Source organism: Pseudomonas sp. K5002 (assembly GCF_013386655.1).
Classification (GTDB): Bacteria; Pseudomonadota; Gammaproteobacteria; order Pseudomonadales; family Pseudomonadaceae; genus Aquipseudomonas.
On sequence record NZ_JACARK010000044.1, the window covers coordinates 51,215 to 67,173 of the forward strand.

General features: G+C 59.4%; 19 protein-coding genes. All 19 read right to left on the reverse strand.

What is annotated here, in order from left to right:
- Positions 1-15: 15 nt before the first annotated feature.
- A complete protein-coding gene (locus tag HX846_RS02785; protein ID WP_177070480.1) occupies positions 16-849 on the reverse strand; it encodes a hypothetical protein in 834 nt (277 codons plus the stop codon).
- On the reverse strand, positions 846-1,121 hold the full coding sequence (locus tag HX846_RS02790; RefSeq protein ID WP_177046959.1) for a hypothetical protein: 276 nt from the start codon (positions 1,119-1,121) through the stop codon (positions 846-848). Before HX846_RS02790 ends, HX846_RS02785 begins: the two co-directional genes overlap by 4 nt.
- Positions 1,118-2,881 carry a DUF1983 domain-containing protein gene (locus tag HX846_RS02795; protein ID WP_177070478.1) on the reverse strand — a complete coding sequence of 588 codons (1,764 nt, stop codon included), beginning with the start codon at positions 2,879-2,881 and terminating at the stop codon, positions 1,118-1,120. Before HX846_RS02795 ends, HX846_RS02790 begins: the two co-directional genes overlap by 4 nt.
- Complete coding sequence (locus tag HX846_RS02800) at positions 2,881-4,497, reverse strand: hypothetical protein (RefSeq protein ID WP_177070476.1); 1,617 nt, start codon at positions 4,495-4,497, stop codon at positions 2,881-2,883. The genes HX846_RS02795 and HX846_RS02800 overlap by 1 nt, the downstream gene beginning before the upstream one ends.
- Complete coding sequence (locus HX846_RS02805) at positions 4,494-5,039, reverse strand: hypothetical protein (RefSeq protein WP_177046963.1); 546 nt, start codon at positions 5,037-5,039, stop codon at positions 4,494-4,496. The genes HX846_RS02800 and HX846_RS02805 overlap by 4 nt, the downstream gene beginning before the upstream one ends.
- Positions 5,036-5,734, reverse strand: a complete 699-nt coding sequence (locus HX846_RS02810; RefSeq protein WP_177046964.1) for a DUF6682 family protein — start codon at positions 5,732-5,734, stop codon at positions 5,036-5,038. The genes HX846_RS02805 and HX846_RS02810 overlap by 4 nt, the downstream gene beginning before the upstream one ends.
- Positions 5,735-5,737: 3 nt before the next feature.
- Positions 5,738-6,412 carry a hypothetical protein gene (locus HX846_RS02815; protein ID WP_178964936.1) on the reverse strand — a complete coding sequence of 225 codons (675 nt, stop codon included), beginning with the start codon at positions 6,410-6,412 and terminating at the stop codon, positions 5,738-5,740.
- 63 nt (positions 6,413-6,475) lie between these two features.
- A complete protein-coding gene (locus tag HX846_RS02820) occupies positions 6,476-7,414 on the reverse strand; it encodes a hypothetical protein (RefSeq protein ID WP_178964937.1) in 939 nt (312 codons plus the stop codon).
- Positions 7,415-7,461: 47 nt separating this feature from the next.
- The gene (locus HX846_RS02825) at positions 7,462-8,403 is read right to left on the reverse strand and encodes a hypothetical protein (RefSeq protein WP_177046967.1); all 942 of its coding nucleotides are present in this window, start codon (positions 8,401-8,403) and stop codon (positions 7,462-7,464) included.
- Between the two features lie 189 nt (positions 8,404-8,592).
- A complete protein-coding gene (locus HX846_RS02830) occupies positions 8,593-10,926 on the reverse strand; it encodes a hypothetical protein (RefSeq protein WP_177070471.1) in 2,334 nt (777 codons plus the stop codon).
- A complete protein-coding gene (locus HX846_RS02835; RefSeq protein WP_177070469.1) occupies positions 10,919-11,272 on the reverse strand; it encodes a hypothetical protein in 354 nt (117 codons plus the stop codon). The genes HX846_RS02830 and HX846_RS02835 overlap by 8 nt, the downstream gene beginning before the upstream one ends.
- On the reverse strand, positions 11,269-12,951 hold the full coding sequence (locus HX846_RS02840; protein WP_178964938.1) for a terminase: 1,683 nt from the start codon (positions 12,949-12,951) through the stop codon (positions 11,269-11,271). Before HX846_RS02840 ends, HX846_RS02835 begins: the two co-directional genes overlap by 4 nt.
- Complete coding sequence (locus HX846_RS02845; RefSeq protein WP_178964939.1) at positions 12,941-13,504, reverse strand: hypothetical protein; 564 nt, start codon at positions 13,502-13,504, stop codon at positions 12,941-12,943. Before HX846_RS02845 ends, HX846_RS02840 begins: the two co-directional genes overlap by 11 nt.
- 40 nt (positions 13,505-13,544) lie before the next feature.
- Positions 13,545-14,000: a lysis system i-spanin subunit Rz gene (locus HX846_RS02850; protein ID WP_178964940.1), complete on the reverse strand. Its 456-nt coding sequence runs from the start codon at positions 13,998-14,000 to the stop codon at positions 13,545-13,547.
- Complete coding sequence (locus HX846_RS02855) at positions 13,997-14,443, reverse strand: structural protein P5 (RefSeq protein WP_178964959.1); 447 nt, start codon at positions 14,441-14,443, stop codon at positions 13,997-13,999. Before HX846_RS02855 ends, HX846_RS02850 begins: the two co-directional genes overlap by 4 nt.
- Before the next feature lie 5 nt (positions 14,444-14,448).
- Entirely contained in the window at positions 14,449-14,898 is a 450-nt protein-coding gene (locus HX846_RS02860) for a proteasome subunit beta (RefSeq protein ID WP_178964941.1), read from the reverse strand.
- Positions 14,899-15,000: 102 nt separating this feature from the next.
- Positions 15,001-15,246: a hypothetical protein gene (locus HX846_RS02865; protein ID WP_178964942.1), complete on the reverse strand. Its 246-nt coding sequence runs from the start codon at positions 15,244-15,246 to the stop codon at positions 15,001-15,003.
- 55 nt (positions 15,247-15,301) lie between these two features.
- Positions 15,302-15,586: a phage holin family protein gene (locus HX846_RS02870; protein WP_167665328.1), complete on the reverse strand. Its 285-nt coding sequence runs from the start codon at positions 15,584-15,586 to the stop codon at positions 15,302-15,304.
- Positions 15,579-15,959, reverse strand: coding sequence for a putative holin (locus HX846_RS02875; RefSeq protein WP_167665327.1), 381 nt, complete (start codon positions 15,957-15,959; stop codon positions 15,579-15,581). Before HX846_RS02875 ends, HX846_RS02870 begins: the two co-directional genes overlap by 8 nt.

Consider the following 15,959-nt stretch of genomic DNA (forward strand, 5'->3'; position numbering starts at 1 on the left):
TTTTCCTGAGATGGATTACGCGGGACCGGGGCCGGCCGGGAGGATGATCCCTTGATCGACTGGCCTTCTGGTTTCGATGAACAAAAACGGCATGTGAATCAGCGTTCCAGAGCGCCCTGTCAGGATGACTCGGGGAATGATCTCGCCGATGAGGCCGGGCACATAAAGTCGGCTGCCAGCCACTTCACCGTTGTAGCGCATGAAATAGCCGGTACCGATGGAGCTGACGAGCATCCACTCATTGCGAGCGCCGAACGTGTCAGAGCCCTGCCAAAACTCGACGTATTGGTCTGGCTCTACCTGGTCCCTGCTGCTGTAGTTCCACACGCCACTGGAGCGTTTGTAGCTGACCGCGTTATTGCCCGAGTCAAACACGACTACAGAACCAGGCGCCCATACCCGAATCCCATGGGTTTCTCCGCTGATGTATCCACCGGATGCAATGACCATGAACTCGCACATATAAGCGCGCATAAGCGGATAAAGCTGAGCGTGGTTTTGAGGGTTTCCGGGCAAGTTAACGATGGTGAAGGCCACTATTACGCCCGTCCAAGCGCCAGGGGCGCCTTTGGGCGCGATGTACCCGATTACTGTCGCAACCTGAGAAGCAATGTTGCGTGGCCGTGCGAACACTAAAGGTGGTGTCGGGCTGGTTGAAACCCCGAAAAAACTGTACTCAAAAAATATGGCTACAGGAGGAATGCCGTCCCGTTCTTTGTAAAGACGAACGTCTGTCCATCCGCCGTTATCAATATGTCCGGCACCATCGCCCACAGCTACAAAGATGGGGTTATTTTCATCGACCGAAAGGTTTCCCCAGTCGTTTTTCACCCTGAAACCGGTACTCATGACGAAATCCCTAAAATCAGAAAACACGACACAGGCGCAGCCGACCAGGTAAGCAAGTTGCCATTGACCACCACCAGCGGAACCGGCGAGAGGCCGACGTTTTCGGCGGGCATGAGGCTGATGTCCAACTTCAATCCGGCGTAGGGGGTCAGATCCAGGCTGCCGGCGGCGTTGCTCTGAGTTCTGACCGACTCCATTTTGCGAATAGTCCTCACCGAACTGTCGAAGGTGACCTGCTTGTTTTTGTCGCGGCATCGGATGATCGATGTCATAGCAGCAACTCCCCAATTTCAATTCGCAAGTCGCCGGCGGGGTCGTACCAGCGCTGATAGCTGTCGGTCATCACCATTCTGGTGCCGCCAAGGAGGCCGTTCATGAAAATCCCCGCCTGCGGGTCAATCACGAACCTCGGCAGGCCACCGGCGCCGACCTGCGAGCTTTTGAGTTGCCCGTACACCTGCCCGAACCCGATAGTGATGTTGGCAACGTCGATTGCCTCAGCACGCAGCTGACCACCGACCGTTGTCACCGGTGTTACACCATCGTTTGCCGTGAGCTTGCCGATACTGATCGGTCCAATCTGGGCTTGCTGGATGGATGCCTCTTTCACCAGCAGCGTGTTGATGTAGACCTTCTCCCCATCGATGGTGAAGGGATTCACATAGTTCGGTCCGTGCACGCCTGGCGTTGCAATCCAGAAGCGGTTGGCCAGGATTGCAAAGTCGGCAACCGTGCCGTCGTTGTACGCACCGAAACCACTGATCAGCCCGTTTACGTCGAGCCTCAGCGTGTATTGAGCGGAAAGCCCCTCAAGCGCCGTGGTGTGCGTACTCAGTGTTTGCTGGATGGCCGCAGATTGCTCATTCACGCTACTTTGCAGTGAGGTGATCGAATTCGCCGTCGCCTCAAACTCATTGGCGATGGTCTGCTGGTCACTGAGGTACTGGGCCGCGGTGTTATCCATCCGCGATACCAGTCCTTCCAGATTTCTGGCCTGGGCCTCGATCGCGCTGGCAAAGGTTTCGCTGTACTGAGTCAGCACAGCCTCAGCGCCCTCAAGGCGCGAGGACATGCTGTTCAGCGCCTCAGTGGCGGCCTCTTGCAGATTAATCCGCGCGGTACGCTCAGAGACGATGTCTGCGGAGTTCTCGCCGATGCTGGCTTGCATCAGGTCAATCTGGTGCGCGATAGCCTGCTGGTCGGAGGTAATCACCTCCTGCAGTTGAGTGATAGCGGCAGTGATGTCTTTTCCAGTCTGCACCCGCAGATCTGATACCTGGCGCCGGATCTGCACGTTCTCATCATCGCGCAGATAGCGCTCGGCCGAAGTCATCAATTTCGCGGACTGGGCGGCTGCACCAAGCATCGCTATCGTCTGGTCCAATCCTTCGAGGTCGATGGCCTTGGCCAGTGCCTTCGCCAGCTCGCTCTGACTCGTCTCCTTTGTTATCAGCTCCAGCAGGTAGTCGATATCAAGCATAGACTCAACGTAAGTGCCGTCAGGGCTGTTAGGCGGCCCCTCTACGTTTGAAGTCGAAACCCAGGTGATCCAGTAGTAATAGCTGATGCCTTTCTTCGGGTCATCAGGATCTACCGCATCACCGCGAATCGGATCGCTGTAGATCATGCCGGTGGCACGACTGATCAGCGTGGCCTGGCCGAAGTTGTCGGTTTCGCTGCGGTAGATGTTGGTCAGCGAGTGGTTGCGGTAGAGCTTGTAGGGGTTTTCCCAGGTCAGCGTGTTCATGCCGAAGACGCCGACCGCTTGAAACCCGACAGGGGCCGGCGGTACTGCGCGATCTGGAATGCCAGGCGTTGGAACCAAACCACCGGTACCACCTGGCTTCCAGCCTGGTCGGAGCGTGAACGCCCCGCTTTCCAGCAGATCCCGGAAGGTCAGCTTCTTGTCGAGGCCGTTCCCGCGATTCCCCTCGCCCGTTTCGATGATCTCGGTGAGAGCACTGAAAAACGGGCGCAACTCCGCCGAAACCTTGCTGCTTGGTGCAGGAAGGCTTGAGCGTTTGGTCGTCATTAGGTCAACTCAGAGGGCGTATTCGCGATTTGGATTGAGAAAACTTCGTTAGAGCCTGCCGCCTCGACCTGCCACTCACGCGCCTCCGCGTACCCAGCAGGCAGCCGAAACATTCCGCCAGCTTCAATTGGCATATCAAGCACCAGCGCTTTGTCCGCAAACACCCGAAATTGAACTGGGTAAGCGTCGGCAATCACCTTTCCGCAGTTGAAGTTTGCAGCTCCAGGTGGAAACTCGAAGATCTTCGACCTCCATCGATACTGCATCGGCGGCCCGCCGCGCCACTTGGAAATGCTGCTGCCTTGGATGAGGTACAGAGACGATGCAGCAATGTCGTAGTAGGAATTGGCGGCGGCCGCATCGATGAACTCAATGCCTTCTCCCGGAGCCAGGGCGAAACAACCGCCACTGTAGAAGGCCAGGTATCGCCCCTCATACCGGCAGGCGTGGATTGAGGATGGATTGAGCGCCTGCCATTGCTCAGGTGTTAGAACTCCGTCAGTGATCAGCTGGGGCTCGCCTCCAGATACCGCCACCAGCCCCTCCGTTGAGGCATAGACGACATACTCCCCCATATCCACCACTGATCCCCTGGAGATGCATACGCGGTCGGCATCAGGGTCTGAGGCCGTCATTGCGGCCGGCGTAGTCCCAGTAACGAGCCGAGGCCGCCCAGTGGTGGCCACCACCAACCCGGCAGTGGTCACACCAATTCCCACGATCTTGTCGGGAAACGATATCTGGTAGTCGACGGGCCAGGCGTGAGGATAGTACGGCTCGCAAAAACACAGCGTATTGTCAAAAAAACCGGCGAAGATGCCGTTCGGCATTTCCACCAAACCTACCATCGTGGCGTCTGGCATATCCCAAGTGAGCGACGGGCACGCGATGCCAAGTTCGTCACTGTTGATATCGTCCACCCAACTATTTTGGGCCACGGGAAAGTCAGCGAGATATAGGAACTCGCCACCACTTTCTGACCGGTAGAGGCGCTTCGTGACGATGTTGTAAGGGCCTGCCGGAGCCGCCGGCAACTGAACGTTGACCTTGCCAGGCAACTGACCTTCGGCGCCATCCCAGCGCGTGATGATGTTCGATACTGAACTGGGAGGCCCTTCCTCGCCGTACGCCGTGACATAGGTAACGATGTACGTTGCATTGACCACTGTGGCCGGGGCAGTACCGCTGTCGCCGGCCTCGGTCACCAGCGGCGCGCCGTCTGGGGCTGGAACTCCAAGGCGGTAAAAGCCTGACGGGTAAGGTCCAGCCCCCTGAGTTGCGACACCAATCGGTGCCATTTTTGGAAATGAGTCGCCAGTCCAATAAACCCGCGACCAAGCATCCTTCGCCAGCGGGCTTTTGGCTGCATTGACCTGCTGGCCAGCGCCCCAGGCAAACCAGAACCCGGCGCCATTGTTACCGAATGGGTACCGGTAGATAGATGACGGATTGATCACACCGCCAATTCCAAGCACGGGCAGCGGCGCATTTTCAGCCCGCAGTGAACCCTTGCGCAGATTTACGTTGCGGGCCGCCTGGGCGTTGGTCGGCTGCAAAAGACGCGGAGTCAGTGCTGGCAACTCGCCCTTGAAAGACGTGATCGCAATCGATGTCATGGGAACCTCGGTGTTTTCATCCTTGTGCTGCCGTACTGGTGACCGGCCAGCGCCTCAGATCGGGCATTGGTGCAGAGGGCATAGAACGCCGCCTGGTCCATCAAGGCGCGCTGCATGTCGGACCACGGCTTCTCGGGCATCTTGCGTAGCCAGTACTGGGTGCCGAGCGTCAGCGCCTCGCAATAACGATCCAGCAGCCAGTCCGGGGGCACAGCTACGGAGGAACCAAACGTGGGTCGCACAACCACATCAGCGGTCAGCCCCGGAGTGCCGCCGGTGACAATGACCGTGTCCGGCGAAGGCTGGAACACCTGGCAATATGCAGGCCGACCATCCTGATACAGCGCCTGGATGCGGATAGGCTCCAGGCCTGGCCCGGCGGTGATCTGCTGCTCACCATCGGACAGCTGGATTCTGACCTTCCAGGCCGGCACCTCCGTACACAGCTCGCGCAACGCCCAGGCCACACCATCGCGGATGGAGGCGATTACCACCCCCGGCAAGTTCGGCAGGATCTGGTCGACCAGCTGGCTCACGTTCATTGCTGCGGTACCTGTTGCTGAGATGTGGCGGCGACCGGCAGAGGGCCAAGCATGCGATCCGTCTGCACCTTCATGCCCAGGGCAGTCTGGAACATCTGAAAGTGCATCGTTGCGCGGTTGAGGTTTGCCGCGTGTTCGGCGTCTTTCGCGTAGGCCCTGGAGAGGATGTAATCCACCAACACCGGCGCAAACGAATCGTCCAGGCGAATTTTCTCAGCGGCTGAATCGGTCGCCATTGCCTGGGTGTGCGGGTCTGGCACCGACGAGTAAATGATCTCCAGCTTGCTGGTGGCCATCGCCGGCGGGTAGACGTAGAACTGTCTCGGCGCCGCCTCATCGAAGATGTACTGCTCAATCTCCTCAACCTGCTGCTCGGCGTGCCACCGCCGCCTGGTTGAGTCGATGGCACCCCGGGTCGTGAGAATCACGCTCAGCCCACCGCCCGCGGGGGTGATGTTTCGCACCACCTCCAGCAGGCGCAGACCGCCCTCGGGAATGGATTGCCTGGTGCCCGGGGAACAAGTAATTTCGGCCGTGACAGAACTTGCGTTGGGCTTGATGTTGCAGATCGCCGCATACGCTTCGTTCAGCCAGTCCAGCAGCTCGGTGTTTGCCCACCGGGTGCCGTTGGAAGTGACTTCCTGCAGGATCTTTTTGGCTCGGGTCAGGATGTTGCCTACAGTCGTCACGGCCACGGTTTACACCTCGTGCATGTAGGAAAGTTTCGCCAGCTCGGTGGTCCATACGAACTCACAGCCGGTTCTGGTGTTGCGCAGCAGGCGATTGCCGGTGACGGGCACCGAACGCTCCTGCTCATCGTCAACGTCTTCGAGGTCCGGCGCATGAGCTTCGGGCTGGGCTTTCGGTGGATCGCCTGCCACCAACTTCATGTTGATGCCGGGGATGCTCATCTCATCGACAAGTGCCTGCGGGATGTACACCTGGCCGTCTTCGCCGTTCACGGAGATAGGCCCAACGTGACGCCCTGGGCCTGGGTTGGCAGCGACCTGCACGGTTTCGAGAGCAGCACTTTGACGGTCAGTGCTTTCCTCGGCGCGCTGGTCGGTACCCAGGCCCTGATCGGCGCCTTCAGGTGCTACGTGCGCATCCGAGTCAGTACCGGCACCAGGATCGCCGGTGGTCTTCGGGTCAGCGAGGCCGGCAGTGCCGGCGTTACCCGGCTCCGGATCAGGGTTCGGCACTTCTTCGTCGTCTGCCTCATCGGCCAGAGCCTTCTCAAACCCTTCGAGCAACTCGGCGCGGAGCGTGTCCTCGCTTTTGCGGTTGTCTGCCTTAACCCCCAGATCGGACAACATCTCGATCAAGCCCGGTTTGTCGGCGGTTTTTGCCTTTTCAATCAATTCGCGAATCATGTTTTTCTCCGAGAAATGCAAAAAGCGGCCGGAGGGCCGCTTATGGGTTGGAGATATGGGTGATCAGCGGCTGCAGTACAGGTTGCCGATCGCTTTCGGGTCGATGACGCCGGAACCGAACACGTTCAAACCACGAACGAGTTTGCCGAAGTCGTTAGGGTTCGGCAGGGTTTCCATCTGGGTCATCTGACTGGCGAAGGTGAGACCCTTCTTGTGGCCAAACATGACGTTGCTGGCCTTTTTGGCTGCCGCGACGTCATCCACTGCCGTCGTGTTGTTGCTGATGAACACGGTGAAGCGGTCGAGCATGCCGACCTTGCCGTTACGGAAGACCGAGGTTGCATCGCCCATGATGCTGGCATCGCGCAAATCGGACTTTTTCAGCATGCCGTTCATCCAAGCCGGAAGAACCACCCAGCGGCCTTGCTCGGGTACGTTTTGCTCGTCGAGAACGGTGCCGCAGTCCACCAACACATCCAGGATGTTGTCTTTGGTGATCTGCACGGGCGCGCCGGCTTTGCCCAGGTTGATGCCACCCGACTTGGCGCCGGCATTGTCGCCACGGTTTGCCGCAGCGGCGTCGGCGTAGTGACGGTTGAGCAGCTGAGTGTCGATAGCGACCTTCATCTGTTCGCCACCGTCGGTGCTGAACTCGTCCATGAGTTTGATATCAGCCTGGTATGCATCAACGTCGTTCACCTCGAACGCGAAGTACTTGCCCTGGTCGATTTGCAGTTGGACATTGTCGCTGACCGGCTTCTCGTAGGTGACGCCACCGCCGATAATGTAGTCCTTGATGACAATCGACGGCACAGTGCGGATGTTGATGGTGTCGCCCTGATTTTTGATTTCGCCTTCGTAGTCGGTGTTGGCGATTTCACCGAATACGGTTGCGGCGTACAGCTTCTGTACCAACTTGCCCGACCAGAGCGCCGGGATGAAGCCCGATGCACTGGTGGAGCTGTAGTTTGGGTGCCCTACGGCGCGTGCTGGACCTGCCATGGTGTAGCTCCTATTTCTTGACGCCTCGCGGCGTTACAGAGCGCGTGCTATCGCGAAATGCGACCTTTTGCTACCGCGTCTGAGATGTCCTGTTCAATCGCAGTCGCTTCGGCTTTGGTGTACCGCTTGCCCAGCGCCACATCCTTATAGAACTCGTTGATTTCAGTATTGCTCCACCACTTGCCCTCCGCCGGAGGCGTGGGATCGGTGCGAGTGGAGCGTGGCTGAACGTTTTCCGGTGGAATGGTGCGATCTGGGTTCGGTGCTGCCGAAGCGGGCTGCGCGTCTTTGAAGGCCTGGAACAGCGCAGCGGCGCGAAATGCGTCGTTGGCGGTTTGGGCCTCGATCAGAAGTTGCTGCCGCTCTTTGCCGCTGAACGTGTCCATGTGGCTCAGCCATTCATGGAACGCGGGCAATCCGTTGATCTCAACAGCGTCGGGGATTCGCTGGAGCAACTGCCGGAAGAAATCCTCCCGGGCCTGCTCAGCTTTTTCCTGTTCGCTACGCTGGTTGTTCTGCTTCAACCCCTCGATTTCGGTTTTCAGCGTTTCCAGCTCCGCGGGATTAGCGGCAGATGCCTGCCCGCCAGCCACGCGCTGGATAATCGCGATGAGATCAGGCCCGTAGTCCTCGATCTCCTCGGGGGTCAGATCCGACACGGCGCGCTGCACGGCATTGCCTGCGGGTTGTTTCGCCTTTGCCATTTCTGCGGTCAGTCGGGATACCTCCTGTTGAAGCGCAGGTACCTCGGCGTTGTACTTCCCTTGCATGACCTTGAAGCGTTGCTCCCAGTAGTCAGCCCCATCGTTGCGGGCGGCGGGGGCCGGCTCCGGTTTGGCGGGTGCTTGTTGGTCTGAGATCACCGGCGCATCGGGATTTGCTGCCGGAGCCGCATCTGGTGCGGGGTTCTCGGCCGGCTTGTTCAGTGCTTCCTGAATCGCCGTTGCTTCATCGATCTGCGCCTGTACGTTGCGGGGTAGCGTGCTCATTGATCGTATTCTCCTTGGGTAGAGCCGGCAGGTCCGGGCTTCTGGGTGTGCTACTGGTTCCGAGCATTTGGCCGAATGACCGGAGAGTGGCCACAAAAAAACCGCCTCAAGTTGGGCGGCTTTTTCTGTAGCTACTGGGTGGGCCGCGAGGCACTTGCCTGGATTCGCTCAAGCATCTCGCGGGATTCTTCAAACGACTTGATCAGCTCCCTGGCCAGGCTCGCCCGGCCCTGGGCTCTGAATAAAGCTTCCAGGCTGTTCACCCCCTCCAGGTTCTGCTGCGCTTCCGTCAAATGGCTGCTCAGTATTTCCTTGAGGTGCTTCCATTCCGGGCTGTTGGTCAGGTTGACCAGGGCTTGCCACTGTTGGTTGCTGGGTTTCATTGGCTCCGCCACCTGCATGTTGAAGTTGGGCAACCACGGCACCGTTGCTCATGCCGAGGCGCTGGGCCTCAGCACGGGTTTTCTCGGCCTTCGCGGTCAGTTCAGCTGTTTGGGCAGCGGTTTTCTCGGTTTCTGCTTCGACCTGCTGCCCCATCGCCGCGGCTTGCTGTTGTTGCTGTTGGGCCTGCTGCGCCTGCTGCTCCTCCTGCTGGGCCTTCATCTCGGCTTTCGTCGGGATCAGGCCTGGCATATCCAAGCTTTCAGCAACCTTGCGCAAGATCGCGGCCCTGCCCTCAAGGCCGAGGATTTGCATGTCGGTCGGATTGTTTGTGAATCCCAGGAACTGCGTACGCGCGTTCAGCGTTTGCTCACGCTGTAACATCGCGTTTGCGCCCCGGGCCACAACCTTGCAGTCACCCTTGATGGCGTTGTCATCGGAATACCGCATGTTGAACAACCACAACGCTTCGATGACGCGGCGAACCACTCCGCGGTCAATATGGCGGATCGCGTCCTTGATCCCTTTGTTGGCCGATTCCATGAGCATCGACAGGCCGCTGGCCGTGTTACCAGCACCGCCGATCTTTTCCGCGCCGTAGATGTATCGCGGGATATTCGTCGCGTCGTCCGCGCGCTTCTCCCAGGAGTCATAGACCGCCTGCAACTCACCAGCCATGCTGACCGGCTGATAAAAGCGAATCACCGGTGACGTCGCCCCACCCTGCATCCCTGGCGTCTGGCCGCTTTTCACCCGCCAGCGCTTCAGCGGGTACATCTCGTTAGGGTTTTCACCTGGCTGCAAACGGTCTTCATCCACTTCCACCTGTGGACCGCTGGCAAATGCCATGTTGTTGGCCTGCGCGCGGGCTGTTGAGCCGCAGAAGTCCTGCACATCGCTCATCAGCTCAGGAATCGACATACCCCAGAACGAGCCAGGCACGATCTGGAACGACGCCTTGTGATATGGCCGGCCGCCCAAAGGGTTGCGGTTGAACACACAGCGGATAACGTGATTTCCGATCAGAATCGCATCGACCTGGTACTCATCAAGCACGTCTGGCACTTGGGATGGATCAATGCCCCACTGCAAGAGCATCAGCCCTTGGGCACCGCCCCAATAGTGCAGGCCCTCGATGGTCTCCCCGTTATTGATCATCCAGTCGCCGGCCTTGTCCTCAAGACGTGCCCGCTGCGAATCCGTTGCAAGCCATTCGCGCAGACCGCCCTGACCGTGCTCAGCAAGAACGGCACGAACCGCGTCATCGCTATACCCTGGTACCCCTGTCAGTGCATTGAGGCGCGACCGAGTGTAGCGCTCGCGCTCAATGATGAACGCGCCGTCGTCGGTGTTCGTCGAGTCTGGCGACGGGTAGATGTCGAAGGGCGAAACCCGGTGAAACAGGGGCTGAATCTCCTCTGTTTCGATCATCTGCCAATTTTGGCCCCAGGCAATCTGTGGCACACGTTGAAGCAAGGGACCTTTGACGAATGCGGCCGGGTAAATCGTGAAGTCGTCGATGAACTCCTCGAGCGCGGTTTCCCATCCACCCTCGGCCAACTGGTCGGCAATCAGCGTTTCATGTGCCTCGCTTGCTTCCTTGGCCTTCTCCTGGATCAACTCGCGCAGCTTGACCGCAAGCTCAGCCGGGTCAGGCATCGTCTGTGGAGGCGCGTCCTGCTCCTGTTGACCCTGCTGGACTTGCTGGGCTTGCATCATTTGTTGGGCGAGCTTCTGCTGAAATGCAGCAAGAAACTCTGGCGGGATATCTGCCACCGGCGTTGGATCGAGCCCCCAGGGGTGACCGTTGACCGGAATAAGGATGTCTCGAATCCAGGAAGCGCCCGCACGGCACTTGGTGGTGGTCAGCTTGGGGTAGATCTCGCTGCCACCTGCCTCGCGGATCGCCTGGAGTTTCGCCTCCTCGTGCTTGCCTTTCTGGCGTCGCGCGCAGTCGACCAGCCTGTCGTCAATCTCACGCTTGGCATTTTTGGCAGACTCGAAACACCGGCGTATGTGCGCCGCCAGTGACGACTGAACCTGCTGAGCACGTCGACTTTGCAGCGCCTGCTCTTCAGTGGCGAGGTCATCGGCATGCAGGTCTGCGGCGCTCCTGTATTGCAGCAAACCGAATTCAGCCATGGGTCATTGCCTCGTGTACGTTGTTGATTTCAGCCTGTCGGCCGGATCGGCGCAGTTTCGCGCTGTGCTCGAGCCTCCGCAGGTTGGCCAGCAGATCCTGCGTGTAGTTGACGGGGTCAGCCGCAAACTCGGCCAATTTGACGTTGAGTGTCACGCCCAGATCGTGAGCCATCTCGAATTGCACCCGAACTGCCGGGTGCCCACCGTCCGGCTCCTTGATTTCAACCGCGTCGACCTGGACCAAGCCAATATCACGGCGCAGCTGGAAGCTCTGGACGGTGAGCGGTGCAACCAGGCGGGCTATGACGTCGGCGACCTGCTTCCATTCAATAAACATAGTGGTCATGTGTGCGCGCTCCAGCTGCGTCGGGCTCGATCTGTGTTTGATGTCGTTGATGGCGCCGGGATAGTCCCGCCCGTAGCCTCGAAAACCCCGCAGCGGGCCAGGGTTTCAAAAGCCTTGGCACCGTGGCTTGCCCAGTCGTGTCTCGGCTGATCCTTGTACACGCCCAGCCTCAGATCCCACTCCTTGCGGTAGTTGTCGATGCAGTCGATCAGCCTCGACACGCCGGCGGTCCTTGGCCTGCCTGTATCGGCATCGCCAGTCGACGCCCGGGTGTCTTGCTCATCCTCAGCGAACCAGCACAGCGGCAGGAAGTTACGCACCGCCTGCACGCCCTCGCTGTTGCGGGAGACGCGCGGGACGATCTGAAACGTGATCCCGTACTGCTTTGCCACGTCGATTCGGGATTTCCCTGTGCCGATCTCGCGCACCACGATGTCGTGCGGGGCGTAGTGGGCGCCGTAGGAATACCCCAGCTTTTTGAGCAGATCGCCGTAGTACTCCATGCCCTCGCCGGAATGCTCGATGTAATCGATGATGTGCACCTGGCGGCCCACCACCTGGAACAGCACGATGGACATAGCGTCCCCCATACCCAAGTCCCAGGCCGTGAATACCGGCAGCGTAGGGTTGCGAGTCACCGCCTTGGTGATTCGGCCCTGTTGCCGCAGGAATCGCATCTGCGTGAGGTAATAAGCGCCTTTGATGCCCTGATCAAACGCTTCATCCGGCGTGGCCGGATATTCGCGTTTCATGTCGTCGTGCAGCGCTTCGGCCTTTTTGGCGTACCAGGCTTGCTGGGCGCGATCGAGGCGGATGCCATGCTTGGCAGACAGCTCGGCGAAGTACTCCTGCAGCCATTGCGGCACCACCACCTGGTCAAATGCCTCCAAGCGGTACGTGGGATCTTTGAACCAAGGAAAGAAGTGAAACTTCCAGTCCATCACCGTAGGTGTGCGGCCGGCGTCCTTGATGGCCCTGGCCAACTCGCAATACGTGAAAAAGTAGCCTTCGCGGCCCTCTGCCGTGCTTTCGATTGTCACCCGGTTGCCCAGGCCCACCGCCTCGAAAGCACCGGTGACGATCTCCTGGGCCTTGTCCGGGCTCAGTTTACAGATCTTGCCGAACTCCGACACATGCAAGCGCTGGAGGGTACCGCCCCGGAACGAGGTCGACACCTGGATGCTGGAGCCGTTGTCGAAGATGTAGCCCTGATCCTTATCGCTGCGCGGTACCGGCAAACGCATACCGATCAGCTTGAAGATCGCAGTCCATGCGGGGTCGCCTGACAGCTTTTCGTAGGCGAACCTGATCTTGTTACGGTAGATCTCTTTGGCGTCCGGCAACGTGTGGCAGATGCAGCCGGCGCTGTAGTTCCTGGTGAACAGGCAATCGTCGAGCGCGTCGATCATCTCGAAGGTGGTGAAGCCCAACTGCCGAGCCTTGAGGATGATGTCGCGGTTATGTTCGTCGAGGAATCGCTCGCGCTGCTGCTGGTTAGGCTTGAAGCGCTGAACCTTGCCGTTCTTGTCCTTGATCTTGTATAGGGCGTTGAGCCTGTACCACTTGTTGCTCAGGGCTTTCAGCAGTACGACGTTGCCCTTGAGCTGCTTGGCGCGGTGCAGGGCGATGAACTCGTCGCCCTCTCTAATCAGCCGTTGGCGGTCGGTTTCATTCCCCATCACCAGCTGCCTCAGCCAGCAGATCCTCAAGGGACTTGCCTGTGCTTTCCCGTTCTTTGTCGGTGTCCAGTCCGTGGGCCTGGCGTTCGAGCTTGATCAGGCGCTCCAGGGACTGGGTGGCGTGGCCGATGCTCTTGCCCACATAGTCCAGGGGAATGTCGATCTCCACCGGCTCACCCTTCTGGGTCATCACGGTGATCTTGCCAGCGGCAACTTGCTCATGAATACGATCGACGTACTGCTGCGTCAGGTCGCGAGTTCTGGCAATCACCACTTGGTGGCCGCGTACCAACTGGGCGCCAGCCTCGGCGGCTTGCTCGACGATCTCGGCGTCGTTCGTTGCCACTGTTACAGCAGCAGCGGCGGCGCGCCCGGTCTTCTCACGGACGCGCTGGCGGATCATCTCGGACAGGTCTTTCTGCCACTCGTGCTTGTCGGCACGGTTGCGGATTGAGCTTTCCGATACGTTGTGCCGACGGCCCAGTTCGCGGTTCGTAAAGCAGCCCGTCCGGTAATCCCTTTCGACGGCTGCCCAATCACATTTAGCAGCCATGAGAGCGCTTCCTTTGCTTAAAAATCGGGGTGGTGCCGCGTTACGACCCGGAGCCCAGACAGAACTTTGTGACGTAGTCCTGCAGGCCGGTCAGGGCGTGAATGGCCTCGTCGCCGTCGGCTGGGATGGCGATAATTCGTTCAGCAGCCGCGGGGTCAAGTTCGGCTCGCGTTTCTGCATCATCCAGGCCGGCGGCGGTGGTGGTGGCTCGCACAACGGGACACTTGGCTGGGACTGACAACCGGCGAGCGCCAGAAGCGACATCAGCGCGCAGCTGCTTGATAGTGTTCTGAGCATCGGTCAGCGCCTTTGTTTGGTCGGTGTCGAACTGGGCGATCAGGCGCTGAGTGTTGCGCCGGGAGTCGGCGGCCTTGTTCAACGTTGTGACCAGATCGGTTGCGGTGGCCAGATCCTTGGCCTGGGATTGAATCTGCTTCCAGCCGCCATAAATCAGAATCAGGCAGCCAGCCAGGGCAGCGATGAGGTATCGGATCATGACAATGCTCGGCGGAGCCCTTCCGCTAACACTGCTTCCGGATAAGCAAACCCAGCGCATTCATGGGCAATGATGCTGCTCACCATCAGGACCAAGATGGCGGGTTTCCTGACGTCGATCACGTCATTGGCGCTCACGCCCAGGCGTCGAGCCACGGCCGCGATGTAGGCCTCAGTGTTGTTCTCGTTGCCCGGTGCCCACCTGGTGATGGTTTCGCGCACCGTGTCGATACCAGGGCCACCCACGCCAGGCATGCCGTCTTTGCCGCGATAATTGATCAGCAGCTTGCCCAAGGCGCGGATGCCGTTCTCAGGCTTGTCAAAGCGTGCAAACCTAGGCGATGGCACGCCGACTTCCAGCCCCAGCTGCCCTTGCCAGGCATTGCGCGGGTTGTAGTCGATGTTCCCGGGGTTGTTGTTGCGCACACCGCGAGGCGTAGTGATCGTGGTCATGGCGTAGCCCTCGGCTCCACTGGAGCAATGGTGACAGTGCGGACCAGGCCGCCCGTGTAGATATCCCGCTTTATCGCAGCGCGCACCGCCTCCTCCGCGCTGGCACCCATATCCATTGCAGCCAAGGCGTATGGCGCGCCGCTGCCCATGGCGTCCGGGTTCGCTGGATCTAGATCCTGTTTCCATATCCCGGTCGTGTCGTCGTGACCGAGCATCATCAGCTTGCCGCCGTCGACGACATAACCTGAACACTCCACGGGTACCTTCGAAGGAGTGCCGAAGTAGGCAGCGATCAACGCCTTTTCGTCGCATACGGCGCCTGACAGAAAGAAGCTGACACCGTCGACAACCACGCACTTCGGCGCGCTGTCAGAAACGATGCGATCGTTACGGACCTGGCGCCCGTCATAGGCGATTACGCCGTCTTTGTAGGCAATGGTCGTCATTGGGTCACCGCGATGTGAGTCTTTGAACCGGAGGGCGCCGTCAGGCTGTTGCTGTCACCACAACACCTTCGGTGAGCAGGTCGTGGCGTTCTTCACCACGCCCTAGCAGGTGACAGTTGGAGGCTGGCCATTGAGGTGCGCCTGGAGCAGCAAAAAGCCTGTCCCGGCCGGGTCAGAGCTCTGATCTGGGGAGCGCCGCCAGCGTCTTTCGCCCGTAGGTGTGACCTTGTTGAACACGATGGCCAGGTGGTCCTTGATGGCCTTCCACTGCGTCGGGGTGGGCTGATCCATGTCTGGATTCAACTCGGTGAAGCCTTGCAGCCAGTATGCAAATTGCTCGGGGGTCATGGATTCTCTCCAGTTGCGCGCCACGATTTGGCGTATTCGAAAACGTGGCGCGGACTTAATCCATCCGCAGAATGCGTGCGACGTTCCCGCGTGCTCGATAGACAAGCACCAGGAGGACGAACAACACCGCAAGGATGAAAGGGGAAACGGCTGGCACCGGCTTAGCGAGCATCACCGATAGCGTGATACTCAGCGACTCGCACCCGGTGCCGACGGCAAGCAGGTACGCCATCCATGAGACGCCGGCGCGGTACCGGGCACCCTGTCGGCGATACACGGCGATGCGCAGGCATATGGCGCCACATAGGGCGCCGGCTATGAATGTCCAAGGGTCAACCATTGCGACCTCCCGAGCGTCCGAAGAAGGCAGCAATGAACCGCAACCAGCCCGGCACCTTGCCGCCTTCGAACCATTCCAAAAGGCTGATGCAGATGACGACGCAGAACAGCGCGCCGAAGAATGCAACGAGGCCGGATGTCTTGGCCCAGTCGCGACTGATGATTTCGCTGGCCACGTAGTAGCCGAGCGCCCAAGAGGCGAAGAAATAGCCCAGCAACGCCCGTGGGCGTAGATCTTTCGCGTATGCCACGAAGAACATGGCGCCCGCGAATCCGCCGATCATCGCGTTGATGTCAACACCGGGAATCAGGCTTGCGGTGGTCATGCCAATGGTGGCTGTCGCGGCGAGTGCACCGGTACTCAGTTCGGCCAT